General features: G+C 70.8%; 16 protein-coding genes and 2 pseudogenes. 4 read left to right on the top strand and 14 right to left on the bottom strand.

What is annotated here, in order from left to right:
* Nucleotides 1-56 precede the first annotated feature (56 nt).
* The 8 genes and pseudogenes from KUTG_RS13640 to KUTG_RS13615 all read right to left on the bottom strand — a co-directional run bounded on the left by KUTG_RS13640 (nucleotide 57) and on the right by KUTG_RS13615 (nucleotide 6141).
* Nucleotides 57-848 (bottom strand): acyl-CoA dehydrogenase family protein, encoded by a 792-nt coding sequence (locus KUTG_RS13640; protein ID WP_369794461.1) that lies wholly within the window; start codon nucleotides 846-848, stop codon nucleotides 57-59.
* Entirely contained in the window at nucleotides 841-1230 is a 390-nt protein-coding gene (locus tag KUTG_RS66145) for an acyl-CoA dehydrogenase family protein (protein WP_369794460.1), read from the bottom strand. The genes KUTG_RS13640 and KUTG_RS66145 overlap by 8 nt, the downstream gene beginning before the upstream one ends.
* Nucleotides 1223-2026 (bottom strand): 3-oxoacyl-ACP reductase FabG, encoded by an 804-nt coding sequence (gene fabG / locus KUTG_RS13635; RefSeq protein ID WP_369794639.1) that lies wholly within the window; start codon nucleotides 2024-2026, stop codon nucleotides 1223-1225. The genes KUTG_RS66145 and fabG overlap by 8 nt, the downstream gene beginning before the upstream one ends.
* 128 nt (nucleotides 2027-2154) lie before the next feature.
* Complete coding sequence (locus tag KUTG_RS13630; RefSeq protein ID WP_369794459.1) at nucleotides 2155-3837, bottom strand: FAD/NAD(P)-binding protein; 1683 nt, start codon at nucleotides 3835-3837, stop codon at nucleotides 2155-2157.
* Nucleotides 3838-3907: 70 nt separating this feature from the next.
* A pseudogene (locus tag KUTG_RS66140) lies at nucleotides 3908-4018 on the bottom strand (hypothetical protein); the annotation flags it as partial.
* A gap of 26 nt (nucleotides 4019-4044) precedes the next feature.
* A complete protein-coding gene (locus KUTG_RS13625; RefSeq protein ID WP_157494526.1) occupies nucleotides 4045-4392 on the bottom strand; it encodes a hypothetical protein in 348 nt (115 codons plus the stop codon).
* A gap of 24 nt (nucleotides 4393-4416) precedes the next feature.
* A complete protein-coding gene (locus KUTG_RS13620) occupies nucleotides 4417-5199 on the bottom strand; it encodes a slipin family protein (protein ID WP_369794458.1) in 783 nt (260 codons plus the stop codon).
* A gap of 30 nt (nucleotides 5200-5229) precedes the next feature.
* On the bottom strand, nucleotides 5230-6141 hold the full coding sequence (locus KUTG_RS13615) for an alpha/beta fold hydrolase (RefSeq protein ID WP_232240789.1): 912 nt from the start codon (nucleotides 6139-6141) through the stop codon (nucleotides 5230-5232).
* A gap of 165 nt (nucleotides 6142-6306) precedes the next feature.
* Between KUTG_RS13615 and KUTG_RS13610 the strand changes: the two genes are divergently transcribed.
* Nucleotides 6307-7080 carry a crotonase/enoyl-CoA hydratase family protein gene (locus KUTG_RS13610; RefSeq protein WP_043729247.1) on the top strand — a complete coding sequence of 258 codons (774 nt, stop codon included), beginning with the start codon at nucleotides 6307-6309 and terminating at the stop codon, nucleotides 7078-7080.
* Here the strand turns inward: KUTG_RS13610 and KUTG_RS13605 are convergent.
* Complete coding sequence (locus KUTG_RS13605) at nucleotides 7067-7711, bottom strand: rhomboid family intramembrane serine protease (RefSeq protein ID WP_363896782.1); 645 nt, start codon at nucleotides 7709-7711, stop codon at nucleotides 7067-7069. The genes KUTG_RS13610 and KUTG_RS13605 overlap by 14 nt on opposite strands.
* A 141-nt stretch (nucleotides 7712-7852) precedes the next feature.
* Nucleotides 7853-9331, bottom strand: coding sequence for a glycoside hydrolase family 3 protein (locus KUTG_RS13600; protein ID WP_043717176.1), 1479 nt, complete (start codon nucleotides 9329-9331; stop codon nucleotides 7853-7855).
* A 107-nt stretch (nucleotides 9332-9438) separates the two neighbouring features.
* Between KUTG_RS13600 and KUTG_RS13595 the strand changes: the two genes are divergently transcribed.
* Nucleotides 9439-10380 carry a class A beta-lactamase-related serine hydrolase gene (locus KUTG_RS13595; protein ID WP_232240788.1) on the top strand — a complete coding sequence of 314 codons (942 nt, stop codon included), beginning with the start codon at nucleotides 9439-9441 and terminating at the stop codon, nucleotides 10378-10380.
* Here the strand turns inward: KUTG_RS13595 and KUTG_RS13590 are convergent.
* The 3 genes from KUTG_RS13590 to KUTG_RS13580 are packed head-to-tail and all read right to left on the bottom strand — an operon-like array spanning nucleotide 10370 to nucleotide 13328.
* A complete protein-coding gene (locus tag KUTG_RS13590; RefSeq protein ID WP_043717174.1) occupies nucleotides 10370-11323 on the bottom strand; it encodes a LysR family transcriptional regulator in 954 nt (317 codons plus the stop codon). The genes KUTG_RS13595 and KUTG_RS13590 overlap by 11 nt on opposite strands.
* Nucleotides 11324-11334: 11 nt before the next feature.
* The gene (locus KUTG_RS13585) at nucleotides 11335-12852 is read right to left on the bottom strand and encodes an MFS transporter (RefSeq protein WP_052394445.1); all 1518 of its coding nucleotides are present in this window, start codon (nucleotides 12850-12852) and stop codon (nucleotides 11335-11337) included.
* Nucleotides 12849-13328 carry a flavodoxin family protein gene (locus KUTG_RS13580; RefSeq protein WP_232240787.1) on the bottom strand — a complete coding sequence of 160 codons (480 nt, stop codon included), beginning with the start codon at nucleotides 13326-13328 and terminating at the stop codon, nucleotides 12849-12851. The genes KUTG_RS13585 and KUTG_RS13580 overlap by 4 nt, the downstream gene beginning before the upstream one ends.
* Before the next feature lie 444 nt (nucleotides 13329-13772).
* Between KUTG_RS13580 and KUTG_RS13575 the strand changes: the two genes are divergently transcribed.
* Complete coding sequence (locus tag KUTG_RS13575; RefSeq protein WP_052396580.1) at nucleotides 13773-14579, top strand: 2-amino-3,7-dideoxy-D-threo-hept-6-ulosonate synthase; 807 nt, start codon at nucleotides 13773-13775, stop codon at nucleotides 14577-14579.
* A 143-nt stretch (nucleotides 14580-14722) separates the two neighbouring features.
* On the opposite strand, the pseudogene KUTG_RS63495 reads toward KUTG_RS13575, so the two are convergent.
* Nucleotides 14723-15832: pseudogene (locus tag KUTG_RS63495) on the bottom strand (RNA-guided endonuclease InsQ/TnpB family protein); the annotation flags it as partial.
* Nucleotides 15833-15906: 74 nt separating this feature from the next.
* Between KUTG_RS63495 and KUTG_RS13565 the strand changes: the two are divergent.
* Nucleotides 15907-16986: a 3-dehydroquinate synthase II family protein gene (locus KUTG_RS13565; RefSeq protein WP_043717171.1), complete on the top strand. Its 1080-nt coding sequence runs from the start codon at nucleotides 15907-15909 to the stop codon at nucleotides 16984-16986.
* Nucleotides 16987-16988: the final 2 nt, after the last annotated feature.

The raw sequence follows: 16988 nt of genomic DNA, 5'->3' as shown, positions 1-16988 counted from the left end.
GCTCGGCGTCCGCGTTCGCGGACGCTCTGTGCTGAATGATTCGCTCGCAAGCTCGCTCATCGGGGCAGGTCCTTCCACGGGATGTCGACGTCGCCGCGCGGCTCCTTGGGCAGCTGCATGATGCGGTCGGCGATGATGTTGCGCAGGATCTCCGAGGTGCCGCCCTCGATGGAGTTGCCCTTCATGCGCAGGTAGCGGAAGCCCGCGTCGCGGCTGGCCCAGTCGGCGTCCTTGGGACGGCGCATGGTCCAGTCCTTGTACGACAGGCCCTCCTCGCCGTGCAGCTCCACGTCGAGGCCGGTGATGGCCTGGTTGAGCGTGGCGAAGGTCAGCTTGGCGGCCGAGCCCTCCGGGCCGGGCTGGCCGGCGGCCAGGCCCTGACGCAGGCGCTCCGCGGTCAGACGCAGCGCCTCGGCGTCCACCCACAGCCGCAGCAGCCGGTCGTGCAGGCCCGGCGTGCGCAGCTCCGGCCGCTCCCGCCAGGTCTTCGTGACGGCGCCGATCAGGCCGTCCTCACGCTCGGCGGCGTGCGCGCCGATGGTGACGCGCTCGTTCATCAGCGTGGTGGTGGCGACCTTCCAGCCCTCGCCTACCGCGCCCAGGCGGTCCGTGTCCGGGATGCGCACCCCGGACAGGAACACCTCGTTGAACTCGGCCTCGCCGGTGATCTGGCGCAGCGGGCGCACATCCACGCCCGGGTCCGTCATATCGCAGACGAAGTAGCTCAGGCCCTGGTGCTTGGGCAGCGACGGGTCGGTGCGGGCGACCAGGATGGCCCAGCGGGCCACGTGCGCCATGGTCGTCCAGACCTTCTGGCCGTCGACGATCCACTCGTCGCCGTCACGCACCGCGCGGGTGGCCAGCGTGGCGAGGTCGGAGCCGGCGCCCGGCTCGCTGAACAGCTGGCACCCACTCCTTCGCCTCGTCCAGCGGCGGCAGGTAGCGCTGCTTCTGCTCGTCGGTGCGAACCTGAGGATGGTCGGCGCGGCCCATGCCGTTGCCGTAGCCGATCACCGGAGCGGCCGGGTTGGGCTGCCCCTTGGCGGCAGGAAGGCCTCGTCCACCGCCTGCTGCCCCGGACCGGGACGCGCCGAGGCCGCCCAGGCCCACGGGGAAGTGCACCCAGGCCAGGCCCGCGTCGAAGCGCGCGCCCAGCCACTCGACGGCGTCCGCGCCCTCGGTGGGGTGCTCGGCCAGGAACTGCTCGACCTTGGCCACAAGGTCAGTCACGGGGCCCTCCGGCGACGTAGATGACCTGGCCCGACACGAAGCCCGCGCCGTCGCTGACCAGGAAGGACACGGTGTGCGCGATGTCGTCGGGCACACCGACGCGGTTCACCGGGATCTGCTGCGCGGCCATCGTCTTGAAGTCCTCGAAGCCCACGCCGATCCGCTCCGCGGTGGCCGCGGTCATGTCGGTGGCGATGAAGCCCGGGGCGATGGCGTTCGCCGTGACGTTGAACTTGCCCAGCTCGATGGCCAGGGTCTTGGTGAAGCCCTGCAGGCCCGCCTTGGCCGCCGAGTAGTTGACCTGGCCGCGGTTGCCCAGCGCCGAGGTGCTGGACAGGTTCACGATCCGGCCCCACTTGGCCTCGGTCATGTGCTTCTGCACCGCCCGGGTCATCAGGAACGAGCCGCGCAGGTGCACGTTCATGACGAGGTCCCAGTCGTTCTCGGACATCTTGAAGATCAGGTTGTCCTTGGTCACGCCCGCGTTGTTGACCAGGACCGTCGGCCCGCCCAGCTCCGAGGCCACCCGGTCCACCGCCGCCTGCACCTGCTCGGCGTCGCTGACGTCCGCGCCCACCCCGATCGCCCGGCCGCCCGCCTCGACGATGGCGTCCACCGTCTGCTTGGTGGCCGCCTCGTCCAGGTCGAGCACCGCCACCGCGAACCCGTCCGCGGCCAGCCGCACCGCCGTGGCGGCGCCGATTCCCCGGGCTGCTCCGGTCACGATCGCGACCCGTTGGCTCGTCTCCGGCACGTGCTCCTCCTTGAGCTGGACGGCGCTGTTTCCGGCGAGCATACCGACCAGGCGGTATGTCGACCAGTAGAGCCACGTCACGCAGGGGGGATGCAGGGAAGGACGCCTTACCCTCGTTGAACGAGGGTAAGGCGTCCTTCCCTGCATAACCGGGGGGAGGAGAGCGGGGGTCAGAACAGGCGGAGGGTGGCGAGGAGGGCGCGGGCGGTGGCGTCGTTCTGGCGGAAGCCGGGGGCGTTGGTGCGGGGGCGGGCGAAGGCGGGGACGGCGCGTTCGTTGGAGTAGGCGCCGAGGCCGAAGCGGCGGGGGTGGGGCCGGCCGGAGGGGGTGAGCAGGCGGCCGTCGGGGGCGATGCGGAGCAGGCCGGTGTGCACGGAGTAGGAGTCGTCGACGAGGAGCTCCTCCAGGCCGTCCAAGGCGCGCAGCAGGGCGGAGCCGCTCGTACGCACGGAGGGGCCGGGCTGGTGGGCCTCGACGAGGGCGGTGGCGGCGACCGTGCCGGGGGAGGAGTGGCCGCCGGCGAGGAAGACGCCGTCGGCGGGGCGGACCCACATGTCGGCGCCGAGGAAGCGGACGATGCCGGCGTCGGACAGGGCCAGCAGCTGGCGGAGGCGAAAGTCGGGCGGCCCGCTGGCCATGAAGCTGAAGAATCCGTGCCACCAGCGGTCGAGGTCCCGCACCTGGGACTCGGGGCGCAGCGACTTGAGCCGCTGGAGCTGGCCGTAGCAGCTGAGCAGGCCGAGGAAGGCGCCGAGATCGGCGCTGAACCGATCGTCGGTACGGCGCGAGATGTCGGCGGCGATGTGGTCGCGCAGGCGGTCCTGGAGCTCGTTCTCGGCGAAGGAGAGGCCGCGAAGGGGGCGGTCGAGGGCCTCGAAGTGGATGCGGTCGTCGGGCGAGGGCACGGCCCGCTGGATCAGGGAGTCCAGGATCGGGCTGCCCCACGGCAACTGGGCGTACCAGCGGTCGAAGTCGACCCAGTCCATCCGCACGCGCGAAGGGTGGCCGGTGAACAGCTCGTGGTAGTAGGCCCAGGCGATCTCCTTGGCCACCAATGGCCAGACGTCCCGACGGAAGTCGCTGCCGGCCGGCAGGGCGTCGATGACCTCGGGCGTGAGGAAGCGGGGGAGCGCGGGCCGCTCGCCGAGCAGGCGGTAGTTGGTCTTCGAGTGGTACGGCACGCCACGCCGCGACCCGACGTGCAGCACGGGTTCCCGGCCCGAGGGCTCGTAGCGCAGGACGCCGGGGGAGGCCTCGACGTAGCGGCCGCCGCGGCCCTCGGTCAGCAGCACCATCAGGTCGATGAACGACAGCCCGAATCCCCGCATGACAACGTGTTCGCCCGGCCGGAGCCCGGAAAGGTCGGTGTCGGAGGCGTATTCCGGCGGGATGTAGCGCAGGTCGTTGTCGGCGGCGTACTTCGCCAGCTCCCGATGCTCCGGCAGGGGATCCGAGTCCAGGTGTCCCAGCGTCAGCACGGCCAGGTCGGCGACCAGCGTCTCCCCGTCGGCCAGCGCGACGACCTGGCGGCCGTCGGAATCGTCGGTGACGCTCAGGGCGGTCGTCGGATGCACGGTGACCGTGACGGTGTCGGGCAACTGCTTGACGACGGTGTCGAAAACCCACTCCAGGTAACGACTCTGGAGCTGACGGGTGGGAAAACTGGTACCGCGCAAGGCGCGAACCTGTGCGGTGAGCACGGGATCGCCCAGCCCGCCGGCCCGCACCTGCTCGGCCCATTCGTACAGCGAGGGACCCGGCCGGATCGGCCCCTCGCAGACCACGCTGTCGTCGGTGAACATCGTGACGTCCTCGGCCATGGAGTTCATGCGCAGCATCTGCGTACTGCGCATGACGCCACACCCGGCCGGCCCCCGGCGGATGCGGGTCGACCAGGTGGATGTCCAGCGCCTGCGGGAACTCCGGCAGGTTGGCGGCGATCCGTTCGAGCAGACCAGTGGCCCGCGGCCCGGCCCCGACGAACACCAGCGTGGTCACGGATCCAGGGTAGCCAGCGCGCGGAGCACGTCTCATTGCTGGGACGCAGGTGTGAGAAACCCTCAGCCGGCGGGGACGCCGACCTCCGCCGGCACGGGGTCGCGGCGCGAGGGGATGAGCAGCGCGCGGCGCGTGGCCGTGGCCCGCAGCACGTGCTGCGCGGCGACGAGCAGCATGCGCGCCTCGGCGAACTCCTCGTGCCGGGCGTGGTCGACCGCGGCCCGCAGCAGGTCGGGGGCGTCGCCGATGTCGTCGACCTCGCCGAAGGCGCAGGCCGTGAGCGCCGCAGACAGGCCGGGACAGACCCGGTCCGGCTCCGGCCGGGCGGTGAGCAGTTCGGTCAGGGTGGCGTCCACCGCGCTACGCAGGCCCGCGACCGTATCGAGGGATCGAGCTGGGAATGCCGTCACGGCTACCAAGGGTAGTCCCGCCTTTCACATGCTGCCGTTGGTCGAGCGGTACTCCGTTGCCCGGTCGAGAAAACGCAACAGCTCAACCGGGAACGGCAGCACCAGGGTCGAGTTCTTCTCGGCGGCCACCTCGACCACCGTCTCCAACAGCCGCAGCTGCAGCGCGGCCGGCGTGTCCGCCATGGTGGCCGCCGCCTGCGCGAGCTTGTGCGAGGCCTGGAGCTCGCCGTCCGCGGAGATGACGCGGGCCCGCCGCTCCCGCTCCGCCTCGGCCTGCCGGGACATCGACCGCTTCATGGCCTCCGGCAGCGCGACATCCTTGATCTCCACCCGGTCGATGTGCACGCCCCAGCCCAGCGCGGGGCTGTCGATCATCAGCTCCAGCCCCTGGTTGAGCTGCTCGCGGTTGGACAGCAGGTCGTCCAGCTCGCTCTTGCCGATGATCGAGCGCAGCGAGGTCTGCGCCACCTGCGACACCGCGAACTGGTAGTCCTGCACGGCCACGATCGCCTTGACCGGGTCCACGACGGAGAAGTAGACGACGGCGTCCACCCGGACGGTGACGTTGTCCCGGGTGATGCCGTCCTGGGCCGGCACCGGCAGGCAGATGATCTGCACGCTGACCTTGGTCATCCGGTCCACCGCCGGCGTCAGCAGGGTGAGGCCGGGGCCGCGCGGGGCGTCGCGCACCCGGCCCAGCCGGAACACCACGCCCCGCTCGTACTGCTTCACGACCCGCGCGCTGCTGACCAGCCCGACGATGCCGACGCCGAGCAGGTCGAGCAGCAGATCCAGGACGATGCCCATCAGAATTTCAGGCTACGCCCGGACATCGATTCAGAGTCCCTTGACGAATTCCACCAGCGCCGCGTTGACCTCATCCGGACGCTCCTGCTGCGTCCAGTGGCCGCAGCCCTCCAGGTCCAGCACGCCGCGCAGGTTGGGCGCGACCTCCGGCAGCTTCTCGATGAAGCCGGGGCCGCCGCCGAAGGTGCGGACCACGTCCTTGGTGCCGGTGATGTAGAAGGACGGCGGCGTGATCTTCGCGTCCGACCAGGCCGCCATCAGCTCCCAGTTGCGGTCGATGTTGCGGTACCAGTTCAGGCCGCCGGTGAAGCCGTTGCGCTCGTACTGCTGGGCGAACGCGTCGATGTCGGCCTCGGTCAGCCAGGACGGCAGCGTCTCCGGGTACGGCATCGTGTCGAGGAAGCCCTTGGCCCCCTCCGGCACCACCGGGGCCGAGCCCGTGCCGTCGCCGGAGGCGGCGACGAGGAAGCGGCGGAAGGTGTCCTTGCGGTCGGCGCCCAGCTCGGCGTCGGCGACGCCCGGCTCCTGGAAGTAGATCTGGTAGAAGCCCTTGCCGAAGCGCTGTTCCAGCAGGCTCAGCGGCCGGGCCGGGGCCCGGCGCGGCGGCGGCACGCTCAGGCCGGCGACGCCGCGGACGATGTCCGGCCGCAGCTGCGCGGTGGCCCAGGCGACGGGGGCGCCCCAGTCGTGCCCGATGACCACGGCCTCCCGCTCGCCGAGGGCGTGGATCAGGCCGACCACGTCGCCGACCAGGTGCAGCATCGTGTAGTCGTCGACGGAGTCGGGCCGGTCGGTGCCGGCGAAGCCGCGCTGGTCCGGGGCCACGACGTGGAAGCCGGCGTCGGCCAGCGGCTGGAACTGGTGCCGCCAGGAGTACCAGCTCTCCGGGAAGCCGTGCAGCAGCAGGACCAGCGGGCCCTCCCCCTGCTCTGCGATGTGCATCTGGAGACCGTTGACCGTTACTTCGCGATGGTTGACCACCTGGCCAGTATGCCGAGGCCTGCTCGCCTGTGGACCGGACCGTGTCGTAGGCCCCACTTGCGGTCCGTCTCCTTCTCGGGTTGAGTGTTGAGTCTCAAAGTGAAACTCAGCTGGCGGAGGTTGGGCATGTCGGTCACCGTTGAGCGTCGCGGGCACCTGCTGCTGATCGGGCTGGACCGGGTGGACAAGCGCAACTCGTTCACCACGGACATGCTGGCCGAGCTGGCCGCCGCGTACGGCGAGCTGGAGCGGGACTCCGACGCGTGGGTGGGTGTGCTGTTCGCCCACGGCGACCACTTCACCGCCGGCCTCGACCTGGCCCAGGTCGCGCCAACGCTAACCGGCGGCTCCGGCCTGCCGCTGGCCGAAGGGTCCGTCGACCCTTGGGGCGTGTCCGGCGCTGTGCGCACCAAGCCGCTGGTCGCCGCCGCTCAGGGCTGGTGCCTGACCCTGGGCATCGAGCTGCTGCTGGCCTCCGACGTGCGCTTGGCCGCCGAGGGCACCCGGTTCGCGCAGATCGAGATCCAGCGCGGCATCTACCCGTTCGGCGGCGCGACCGTGCGGATGCCGCAGGCCGCCGGCTGGGTCAACGCCATGCGGTGGCTGCTCACCGGCGACGAGTTCGACGCCGCCGAGGCGTACCGGATCGGTCTGGTGCAGGAGGTCGTGCCCCTCGGACAGCAGGTCGACCGGGCCATCGAGCTGGCCGAGCGGATCGCCGCCCAGGCCCCGCTCGGCGTGCGGGCCACGCTCGCGTCCGCCCGTGCCGCCTTGGACGACCCTTCCGGCGCTCTCGCCCGTCTCGGCGCCGGCCTTCAGCCCCTGCTGGCCAGCGAGGACGCCGCCGAGGGTGTGCGGTCGTTCGTGGAGCGGCGTCAGGCCGTCTTCACAGGGAAGTAGTCGGCAGGTCCGGCAGCGTCACGCTCGATGTGGCCGGCGCTGCCGGCTTCGCCCGGCGCTCGCGGAAGACCCAGCCGCCCGCGATGCCCGCGATGAAGCCGAACAGGTGGCCCTGCCAGCTGACGCCCGGTGTGCCCGGCACGATCACCGAGAACTGGTAGGCGAACGACAGGGCCATCACCAGGCCGATGACGATGTCGATGCCGTGCCGGTCGAACACGCCGCGCACCATGATGTAGCCGAAGTAGCCGAACACCACGCCGCTCGCGCCCGCCGTCACCGAGCCCGGCTGCGACGTCAGCCAGGCCCCCAGGCCGCTGACGACGATGATCAGGACCGTCACGCTGACGAACTTCCGCACCCCGCGGAACGCCGCCAGGAAGCCGAAGATGAACAGCGGTCCCGAGTTGCCCTCGATGTGGTCCCACCCGTAGTGCAGGAACGGCGCCGTGAACACCTCCGGCAGCGACAGCGGGTTCCACGCCTGCACCCCGAACTGGTAGCTCAGGCTGTACCCCAGCAGCGCGTTGACCACCTGGATCCCCCAGATCAGGCCCAGCGCCGTCACCATCACCCAGAACGCCCGCCGCGCCTCGGCCAGTACCGCCTCGGCGCTCATCTGCTCGACCACGGCCGGAGAATAGCCCGGTTTGCGCCGGTCAGCCCCCTCTTTCGCCACATGCGCTTCCCACTTGCGCCCTGGCGCCAAGTGGGAAGCGCATGTCGCGTTAAAGGTGGCGGGAGTGGGGCGCGGGTGGGGAGTGGGGGCGGGTCAGCCGGCGAGGACTTCGGCGGCGGCCTGGCCGGTGACGCGGGTGGCGCCGTGGGTGGCGAGTGGAAGGCGCCGCGGGTGGGGCCGTCGGGCAGGCCCATCTCGACAGATGCCGGCGTCGGGGCGGGCGGCGAGGATGCGGTCGAGGGCGGCGGTCATCCACGGGTGGCGGTGAGCGTCCCGGACGACCAGCACCAAGGGCCGCCCGGCCGCGGGGTCGAGGGCGATCTCGTCCAGGCAGGAGGCGTCGGCGGGGGTGAAGGTGGCGACGGAGGTCGCGGGCATCAGGGCCGACAGGGGAGCGCCGAGGCCCCAGGGGGTGGAGCGGTCGACGGCCTGGTTCATCTCGGGCCGGAACTCGACGACGTGGGGCGCGGACTGCAACGGCAGGGAGCGCTCGCCGGGGGCGACGGTGACGCGAATGGCCCGGCGGGCGGCCTCCAGACCGAGACCGGGGTCGGCGGCGGAGGAGTCGGAGACGGTGCCGACCCAAGAGGCCAAAGAGGAGACACGGCCGGCGGCCTCCCGCAGGCGGTCCTCGGACAGATCACCGGAGACGACGGCGTCGACCAAGGCGTCCCGCAGCGTGATGGCGGTGTCCTCGTCGCACAACCCGCCGCCCACGCACAGGGCGTCGGCCCCGGCGGCGATGGCCAGCACGGCGGCGCCGGTGAGGCCCCAACGGTCGGAGACGGCCTTCATCTCCAGGGCGTCGGTGACGAGCAGGCCGTCGAAACCGAGCTCGGTCCGCAGCAGGTCGACCAGGATGCGACGGGACAGCGTGGCCGGGAACTCGGTGTCGTAGGCGGGAACCATCAGATGCCCGCACATCACGGACTTCACGCCGACGTCGAAGGCGGCACGGAAGGGCGGCAGGGCGACGGCGGCCATCTCGTCGGCCGAGGCGGCGATCTCGGGCAGGGCGAGGTGCGAGTCGACGCCGGTGTCGCCGTGACCGGGGAAGTGCTTGACGCAGGCGGCAACGCCGGCCGCCTGGAGGCCCTGGATCCACGCGGCGGTCTGACGGGCGACCAGCGCGGGGTCGGAGCCGAAGGAGCGTACGCCGATGACCGGGTTGTCGGGGTTGGAGTTGACGTCGCCGCTGGGCGCGTAGTTGAGGTTCACGCCGACGGCCGCGAGGTCCCGGCCGAGGCCACGGGCCAGCTCGGCGGTGAGCTTGGCGTCGTCGACGACACCGAGGGCGAGGTTGCCGGGCCGGGTGCTGCCGGTGGCGGCCTCCAGCCGGGTCACGTCGCCGGCCTCCTCGTCGATGGCGACGAGCACCTCGGGCCGGTGTTCACGCAGGGCGGCGGTCAACGAGGCGACCTGGCCGGCGGAGGCGATGTTCCGGGAGAACAGGACGACACCGCCGAGACCCTCCTCCAGCCTGCGGCGCAGCCACTCCGGCGGCGTGGTGCCCTCGAAGCCGGGCTGCAGCACGGCATCGGCCAGACGGAGCAGTTCCGGGCTGCGTGTCACCGGTCTTCCCTCCACACATCATTGGACTAGACCAATCTCGGCCAGGCTTCCATAGTGTGCACGGCCCGTCAACATCGGCCGGGCCCGCCGCCCTATAGCCTGCGGTGGTGATCCGAACGGCTCTGCGCGGGTGCGCGCTCCTGTTGGCTGCCCTCGTCCTCGCCGGATGCGGCGGGGCCGGCGTGCCGGAGTCCGCGCTGCCGCCGATCACCGCCAGCATGCAGGACGTCAAGGACTCGACCAAGGCGACGACCGCGACCACCACCACGACGACCAGCGCCACGCCGACCTGCCCGGCGCCCGGCACGGACTTCGACTGCGACCTGCGCCAACGCATCCAGAAGGCCCAGGAGTACGTGGGCACGCGCCCGGGCGCGACCGGCATCGTGCTGCGGGACCGGCAGACCGGCCAGGTGTGGCGCAACGACAAGGCTGGCGCCCTGGTCTGGACCGCGTCGACGATCAAGCTGGCGATGACGGTCAACCTGTTCCTGCGGGACCGGGCCGGCCAGATCTCGCTGACCGCCGACGACCGCAACCTGATCCAGCGCATGCTCAACAGCTCGGACGACAAGGCCGCGGACTCGCTGTGGTTCAAGTACGCCGGCGCCGACCACATGGCCTTCAACAACGCCTTTCCCGGCTACGGCATGGCGTCGATCCAGCCGCAGAAGGGCTTCAGCAACTTCTACCCCTACTGGGGCTTCCAGAAGTGCACGCCGGACGACCTCGACGCGCTGATCAACTACGTGCTGACCAAGCTGCCGGCCGACCTGCGCGACTACATCGTGGGCCAGCTGCGCGCGGTCGCGCCCGACCAGCAGTGGGGCGTGTGGGCGGCCGGGCCGGCGGGGCAGCCCGGCAACAAGGACGGCTGGTCGTTGGAGCAGGGCGGTTGGGTGATGAACACCGTCGGCTTCATCGGCCCCGACGCCCGCTACACGTTGGCGGTCATGAACAGCCTGCAGGGCCAGGGCGGCTACGACGAGGGCCAGGCCACCGACAACCAGGTCGCCAAGATCCTCTTCGACGGCCGCTTCACGGGCTGACCGTCGACTCCCACCACGCGGCGTACACGGGATGGTCGTGCACCAGGGTCTGGTAGCGCTTGACCACCTTGGCGTGCACCAGATCGGCCAGCCCGGCCAGCGGCGAGTTCGGTCGCCACACCAGCTGCATGGTGCGCTGCAACGGGTTTCCCACCAGCGGCCGCAGCACCATGCCCGGCACGGTCACGGCCGACGGGTAGAACGCGGCGATGGCGTGTCCACATCGGACCATCATGGCCGCGGTGGCCATGTCCGCCCCGCGGTGCCGGCAGCGCGGCGTGAAACCGGCTTCCTCGCAGGCCAGCCGCAGCGAGGTGGTCAGCCCGGACAGCTTCTCGTTGGGCAGCACCCAGTCCTCGTCGGCCAGGTCGGCCAGCCGGATCGCCATCCGGTCGGCCAGCCGGTGTGACGCCGACAGCCCGATGTAGGCGGTCTCGTTGACCAGGTTGCGGGTGTGCAGGCCGTCCGGCAGCTGGACCGGCACGGACGGCTGCTGCCCGTAGACCGCGATGTCGAAGTCGGACGAGTGCAGCACCTCGTTCAGCGTCTCCGTGGTGTGCGTGAGCTGGGTGACCTGCTCACGGTCGGGCAGCAGCTCCTGGATGGCGCCGGCCAGCATCGGGGTGATCGGACCCAGCGGCCCGCAGACCCGGATCGCCGCCGGCGGCTCGTCCCGAACGGCCAGCACGCGGGTGCTCTCCACCAGATCGTCGAACTGCGCCAGCACGTCACGGGCCCGGGCCACCACGTGCTGGCCGAGTTCGGTGAGCGCGACGCCGCTGGGCGTGCGCCGGAACAGGGCCCCGCCGAGCTCCTGTTCGATCCGCTGCACCTGCGCGGTCAGGCCGGACTGGGCGATCCTCAGCTGGGCGGCGGCCCGGCTGATGCTGCCGGCGTCCGCGACCGACTGGATCACCTGGAGATGTCGCAACTCGACCTGCATCGAAGTTCCCCTCAGTCGGACTTGCCACCCAGGCACGCGGCGATCAGGACCAGCCCGCTCAGGCACAGCACGGCGCTCACGCCGGCGGTGATCCGCATCGCGTGCAGATACGCGGAGGTGGCGGCCTCCACCAGTTCGGGCCGGCCGGCCGTGCGGGCGACGGACAGCGCCGCCTGCACCGAGCCGACGGCCTGTCGTGCGAGATCGTCCGGCAGCCCGGACAACGCCGGGCGCAGGCCCGACCGGTACCACGCGCTCAGAATCGTGCTGCCCACGGCGATGCCGAGCGTGCCGCCGAGCTGCCGCAGCCCGGACGTCACGGCCGAGCCGGCGCCGCTGCGGTCGGACGGCAGATCGTCCATGGCCGCGGTGGTGGCCGGCACCACCACCGTGCCCATCGAAAAGCCCTGCACCAGCATCATCAGCCCGAACACGGCAACCGGTGTGGACGCGTCGAACACCAGATAGGACGCCAGCGTCGCGGTGGTGACGACCATGCCGACCGACGCGACCTTCCGCACGGAGAAGCGCCGCACCAGCGCCGGCGCCCACAGGTTGCCGGCGAGGATGCCGATTGCGGTGGGCGCAATGGCCAGCCCCGCGCCGAGCGGGCTCAGCCCCAGCACGTCCTGGAGATAGAACGAGGCGTAGAACAGCTGCCCGGTGATGCCGAAGAAGGCCACGGTCAGCACCAGCCCGCCGCCGGCGAACCGCCGCCGCAGGAACAGTCGAACGTCGAAACTCGGTGCACGGGAACGACTCTGCTGCACGGCGAACACCGCTAGCAGCGCTAGCCCGACGACCAGCGGCACCAGCACGGACGGCGAGTTCCAGCCGATGTCGCCGCCGATCTGGATCACGCCGTAGACCACGCCCAGCAGGCCGCCGAAGGACAGCACGAGCCCCGGCCAGTCCAACGGCCGCCGCTGCTCCACGTGCAGCCGCGGCACCCACAACCCGATGCCCACCAGGCAGATCAGGGACACGGGCAGGTTGAGCAGGAACACCGAGCCCCACCACAGCCTGCTCAGCAGCAGCCCGCCGACGACCGGCCCGATGGCGATGCCGACCGCGGCGGCCGAGGCCCAGATCGCCACCGCCTTCGGCCGCTGCGCCGGCTCCGAGGCCCGCAAGGCGATCGACAGCGTGGCCGGTGTGATCAGGGCCGCACCGACGCCCATGCCGCCTCGGCAGAGCACAAGTTCCAGCGGTGTCACCGAAAACGCCGCCAGCGTGGACGTGACCATGAACACGGCGAGACCGGTGCACAGCGCCCATCGCGGCCCGAACCGGTCGGCCAGCGCGCCGCCGGCGAACATCGCCGCCGCGTAGACGACGGTGTAGGCGCTGATCGTCCAGGCCAGCTCGCCGGTGCTGGCGTCAAGCCCGGCCACCGGGTCGGCCAGCGTCTTCGCGGCCAGGTTGAGCACCGAGTTGTCCATCGCCGCCACCGTCTGCGCGAGCACGGCGACGCCCAGCACGGCCGCCCAGATCCGGGGCCGCGCAACGGGATCGTTGGTGACAGTCACGACACGGGGGCCAGCGCCGCGCGACCGGCGGCGAAGATCAGGGCGTGCTCGGCGACCCGCCGGCCGAGGTGCTCGGCGGTGGCCAGGTCGGCCGCGTTCACGTCGTCGGGGCGGCTGCCCAGCAGCGACTGCGCCGCCGCCCCCTCGTGGAAGCCCAGCCGGTTGAGGTCGTTCTCGGTGCCGCGGGCGGTGTTCCACCCCGACTTCAGCGCCAGGTTGACCCAGGTCATGCTGTGTTGGGCGGCCAACGTCTGGAAGTAGCCCAGCGTCGAGGCCTTGTCGCCGGCCTTGTCGCCGGAGTTGGTGAAGCCCGCGGCCAGCTTGTCCCGCCACGTCTGCCGCATGAAGCGCATCGAGGTGCTCTCGGCGAAGCGGTGGAACGCGGTCGAGGCGGAGCCCATGTAGGTGGGTGCGCCGAACACGATGGCCTGGGCGCCGTCCAGCGCGGCCCAGCCGGCCTCGTCGATCGGGTCCACGCTGACCAGCGTCGATTCACAGCCGCTCACCGATGACGCTCCGGCGTGCACGGCGCCCGCAAATCTCGCCGTGTGTCCTGCACCGCCGTGGTATGCCACCGCAACGTGCACGGAAATTGCCACGATCGACTCCGATCATGTGAAGAATATTCGTCGACACGGCCGTCACCGCCCCGCGGACAGTCATGCTAGCGAGGTGCCGCACGGTCAACCATAGGCCGTCTGCCTGCGTGGACGTTCGTCTCATTGACACTTGACCAAACTTGGCGCCGCACATAGCAGACCCGCTTCAAAGTCTCATCAGAGTTTGCATGCGCGGTCATCGGAACAATCTCTGCAAGGACATAACTGCGAAGTTATCGCGATGTGTTAGTTGTCCCGCCTTTGATTGAGCCCCAATCATTCAATGGATCGCCGAAGCAGTTTGAACAGGAGGTGCGCACCGTGGCCGATCCCGGGAAGGCGTTTCGCACCCGGCGCCTGTCGCGCGCCGGGGACGGCCGGCATCTGTTCGTGCCGCTGGACCACAGCGTGTCGGACGGACCGGTGGTGCCCATGCAGGACTGGGACGAGCTGATCCACTCCGTCGTGCTCGGCGGGGCCGATGCCATCATCGTCCACAAGGGACGGATGCGGGCCATCGACGTGTCGCTGCTGGAGGACTGCGCCCTGGTCGTGCACCTGTCGGCCGGCACCTCGCACGCCGCCGACCAGCACGCCAAAGTGCTCGTCGGGGACGTGGAGGACGCGCTGCGGCTGGGCGCCGACGCGGTCAGCGTGCACGTCAACGTCGGCTCCGACACCGAGGCCAGGCAGCTGGCCGACCTGGGCGCGGTGGCCAGCCAGTGCCAGGAGTGGAACGTGCCGCTGATCGCGATGGCCTACGCCCGAGGCGCCCGCATGGCCAACTCATTCGACCCCACCGTGCTCTCCCACGTGGTCAACATCGCCGCCGACCTCGGCGCGGACCTCGTCAAGACCTCGATGGCCCTGCCGTGCGACCGGATGGCCGAGGTGACCGCGAGCTGCCCGATCCCGGTGCTCGTGGCCGGCGGCCCGGCCGCCGACGCCGACCCGGACGGCTCCGCCCTCGTCGGCTACGCCCGCGCCGCGCTGGACGCCGGCTGCGCCGGACTCGCCGTCGGGCGGCGGATCTTCACCTCGCCGACGCCCCGCTCGCTGATGAACAAGCTCGCCGCCGTGCTGCACCCCGCCCAGGCCGCCGCCCGACTCTTGGAGACCGCGTCATGAGCTCGTCCCTGGGGGGACGAGTTTGCCGGCCGCCGCTGGCGGCGGTTCGTAGGCTTGCTGCTGCCGTCCTGGCTGGCTGCCAGGATGGGCGCTGCGTGTGGACGCTTGACTTCGCCCCAGCGCTGCACACCGCGTGTCGCGATGTTGAGCGCCGCGTTGTGGTCGGCGTGCCCAACGAAGTCACACCGGCCGCAATGGAACACCGCCTGACTGCGGCGGTTGCGTTTGTCGACGTGCCCGCAGACGTGACAGGTCTGCGAGGTGTAGGCCGGATCGACCTGCACCACAACCACACCGGCCCGCTGGGCTTTGTAGCTCAGGAACTGTCCGAGCTGGGCGAATGCCCAGCTGTGCAGCGTGGCCCGTTGGGGCTTGCGAAGCCGTACCCGCGCGCGGATTCCCGTCAACTCCTCGACGGCGATCCCGCGTCCGGTGCGTTCAGCCTCGGCCACGATGTTCTTGCTGACCTGGTGGTTGACGTCGGTGGCGAACCGGGCCTCCTTGCGTCGGCGTTTCTTCAGCAGCCGCCGCGCGGAGGAGGTCTTCTTGGCCTGCAAGCGCTTCCGCTGCTGCAGTTGACGCTTGCGGTAGCGGTTCAGACGCGACCCGCTCATCCGATCACCGTCAGAGGTGGTGGCGACGTTGACGATGCCCAGGTCAACTCCGAGGAACCCATTCACCGGCTCGCGCAGAGGCATCTCGGCGATGTCGACGACGGCGTGCAACAACCACACCCCGTCGCGGTGAACCAGGTCGCTCTCGCCGATCGGCCGCGTCCGCAGCAACGCCACCTGCGCGTCACCACCCACCAGCGGCAGTCCTTTGAGCCTGCCGGTTGTGGTCCAGATCGACACGGTGCCCCCACGGCCCCGCTCATCCAGTTGCCAGGACAGGCAGCGAGCGTCGAACGGCTGCGCCGCCTCGGCGCGGAACACGATCGGGGCTGCCTCGACCGCGCGGCGACGCTCCGATCCCGGCGGCCCATAGTTGCCGGCCCGCAGGTTCGCCCGCAGCGTGGCGTAGGCATCGGCGGTCTTGCCGATGACCCTGATCGCGGGTTGCGCCGACAGCCCGAACCGAGCCTTGATCTCGCTGTACCAGCGTTTCTGCGCCTCGTGCTTGCCGAACACGTGGTTGGCGTGCATCTGCCGCGACAGCCACGACCCGGCGACGTTGCAGGCGTGCAGTGTCGACCGCAGCGCCACCGCCTGCTCGGGCGTCGGCAGCAACCGAACCGGCGCCGTGCGCTTCACGATGATCACCCTAGCAAGTCGGTTTCAGCTCCTCCCGGCCGTGAACTGCCGGGCTCCCATCGATTGGAGTTCAAGTGAAATTCGCTTGGATCGACCTGCGCACCGTGCCCCAGCCGCAGCTGGAGGCCGTGGTCGCGGCCGCCGTGCACACCCGCATCGTGGGCGTCGTCTCGGACGACCCGGCGCTGCTGGCCACGCTGCCGCCGACGCTGCAGAAGGTGGTGCTGGGACCGGACTCCGGCGGCGACCTGGTCACGACGATCGTCAACGACGGCGACCAGCTGGATCGGCTGATCTCCGCCGGGCACGCCGGGGTGGTCTTCGTCGAGGTGAGCGACGACCGCACGCTCCAGCTGGCCTGCACGGCCGCGGCCCGGCTGCCGTGGACGATCGTCAGCTTCACCGACCCGACGAAGATCCCGCTGGAGATCGTCATCGCGGCGGCCGACCGCCACGACGGCAAGCTGGTCTGCGTGGTCGGCGACATCGAGGAAGCCACCATCGTGCTGGACGTCCTGGAGCACGGCTCGGACGGCCTGCTGCTCGCGCCCCGCGACGCCAACGAGGTGTTCCAGCTGTCCCGGCTGCTGGAGGCCGGCAGCAACGACCTCCAGTTGTCCACGCTGACGGTCGAGCGCATCGACCACGTCGGCCTCGGCGACCGGGTCTGCGTGGACACCTGCTCGCACTTCGAGCAGGACGAGGGCATCCTGGTCGGCTCCTACTCGTCCGGCTTCGTCCTGTGTGTCAGCGAGACGCACCCGCTGCCGTACATGCCGACCCGGCCGTTCCGCGTGAACGCCGGCGCGCTGCACTCGTACGTGCTCGGCCCGGACAACCGCACGAACTACCTGTCGGAGCTGCGTTCCGGCAGCACGGTGCTGGCCGTGAACACCGAGGGCAAGACCCGCCGCGTGGTGGTGGGCCGCTCGAAGCTGGAGTCCCGCCCGCTGCTGCAGATCACCGCGCACTCGCAGGACGGCGTGGAGGTGAGCCTGACCGTGCAGGACGACTGGCACGTGCGGGTGCTCGGCCCGGGCCCGAAGGTCCGCAACGTCACGGAGTTGCAGCAGGGCGACGAGCTCCTGGGCTACATCGCCACCGACAAGCGACACGTCGGCATCCCGATCGGCGAGTTCTGCAAGGAGAGCTGACC

The sequence above is a fragment of the Kutzneria sp. 744 genome (assembly GCF_000568255.1).
Taxonomy (GTDB): Bacteria; Actinomycetota; Actinomycetes; order Mycobacteriales; family Pseudonocardiaceae; genus Kutzneria.
The sequence above is the reverse complement of the archived record's forward strand: the minus strand, read 5'-3'. Positions and strand labels throughout refer to the sequence as shown.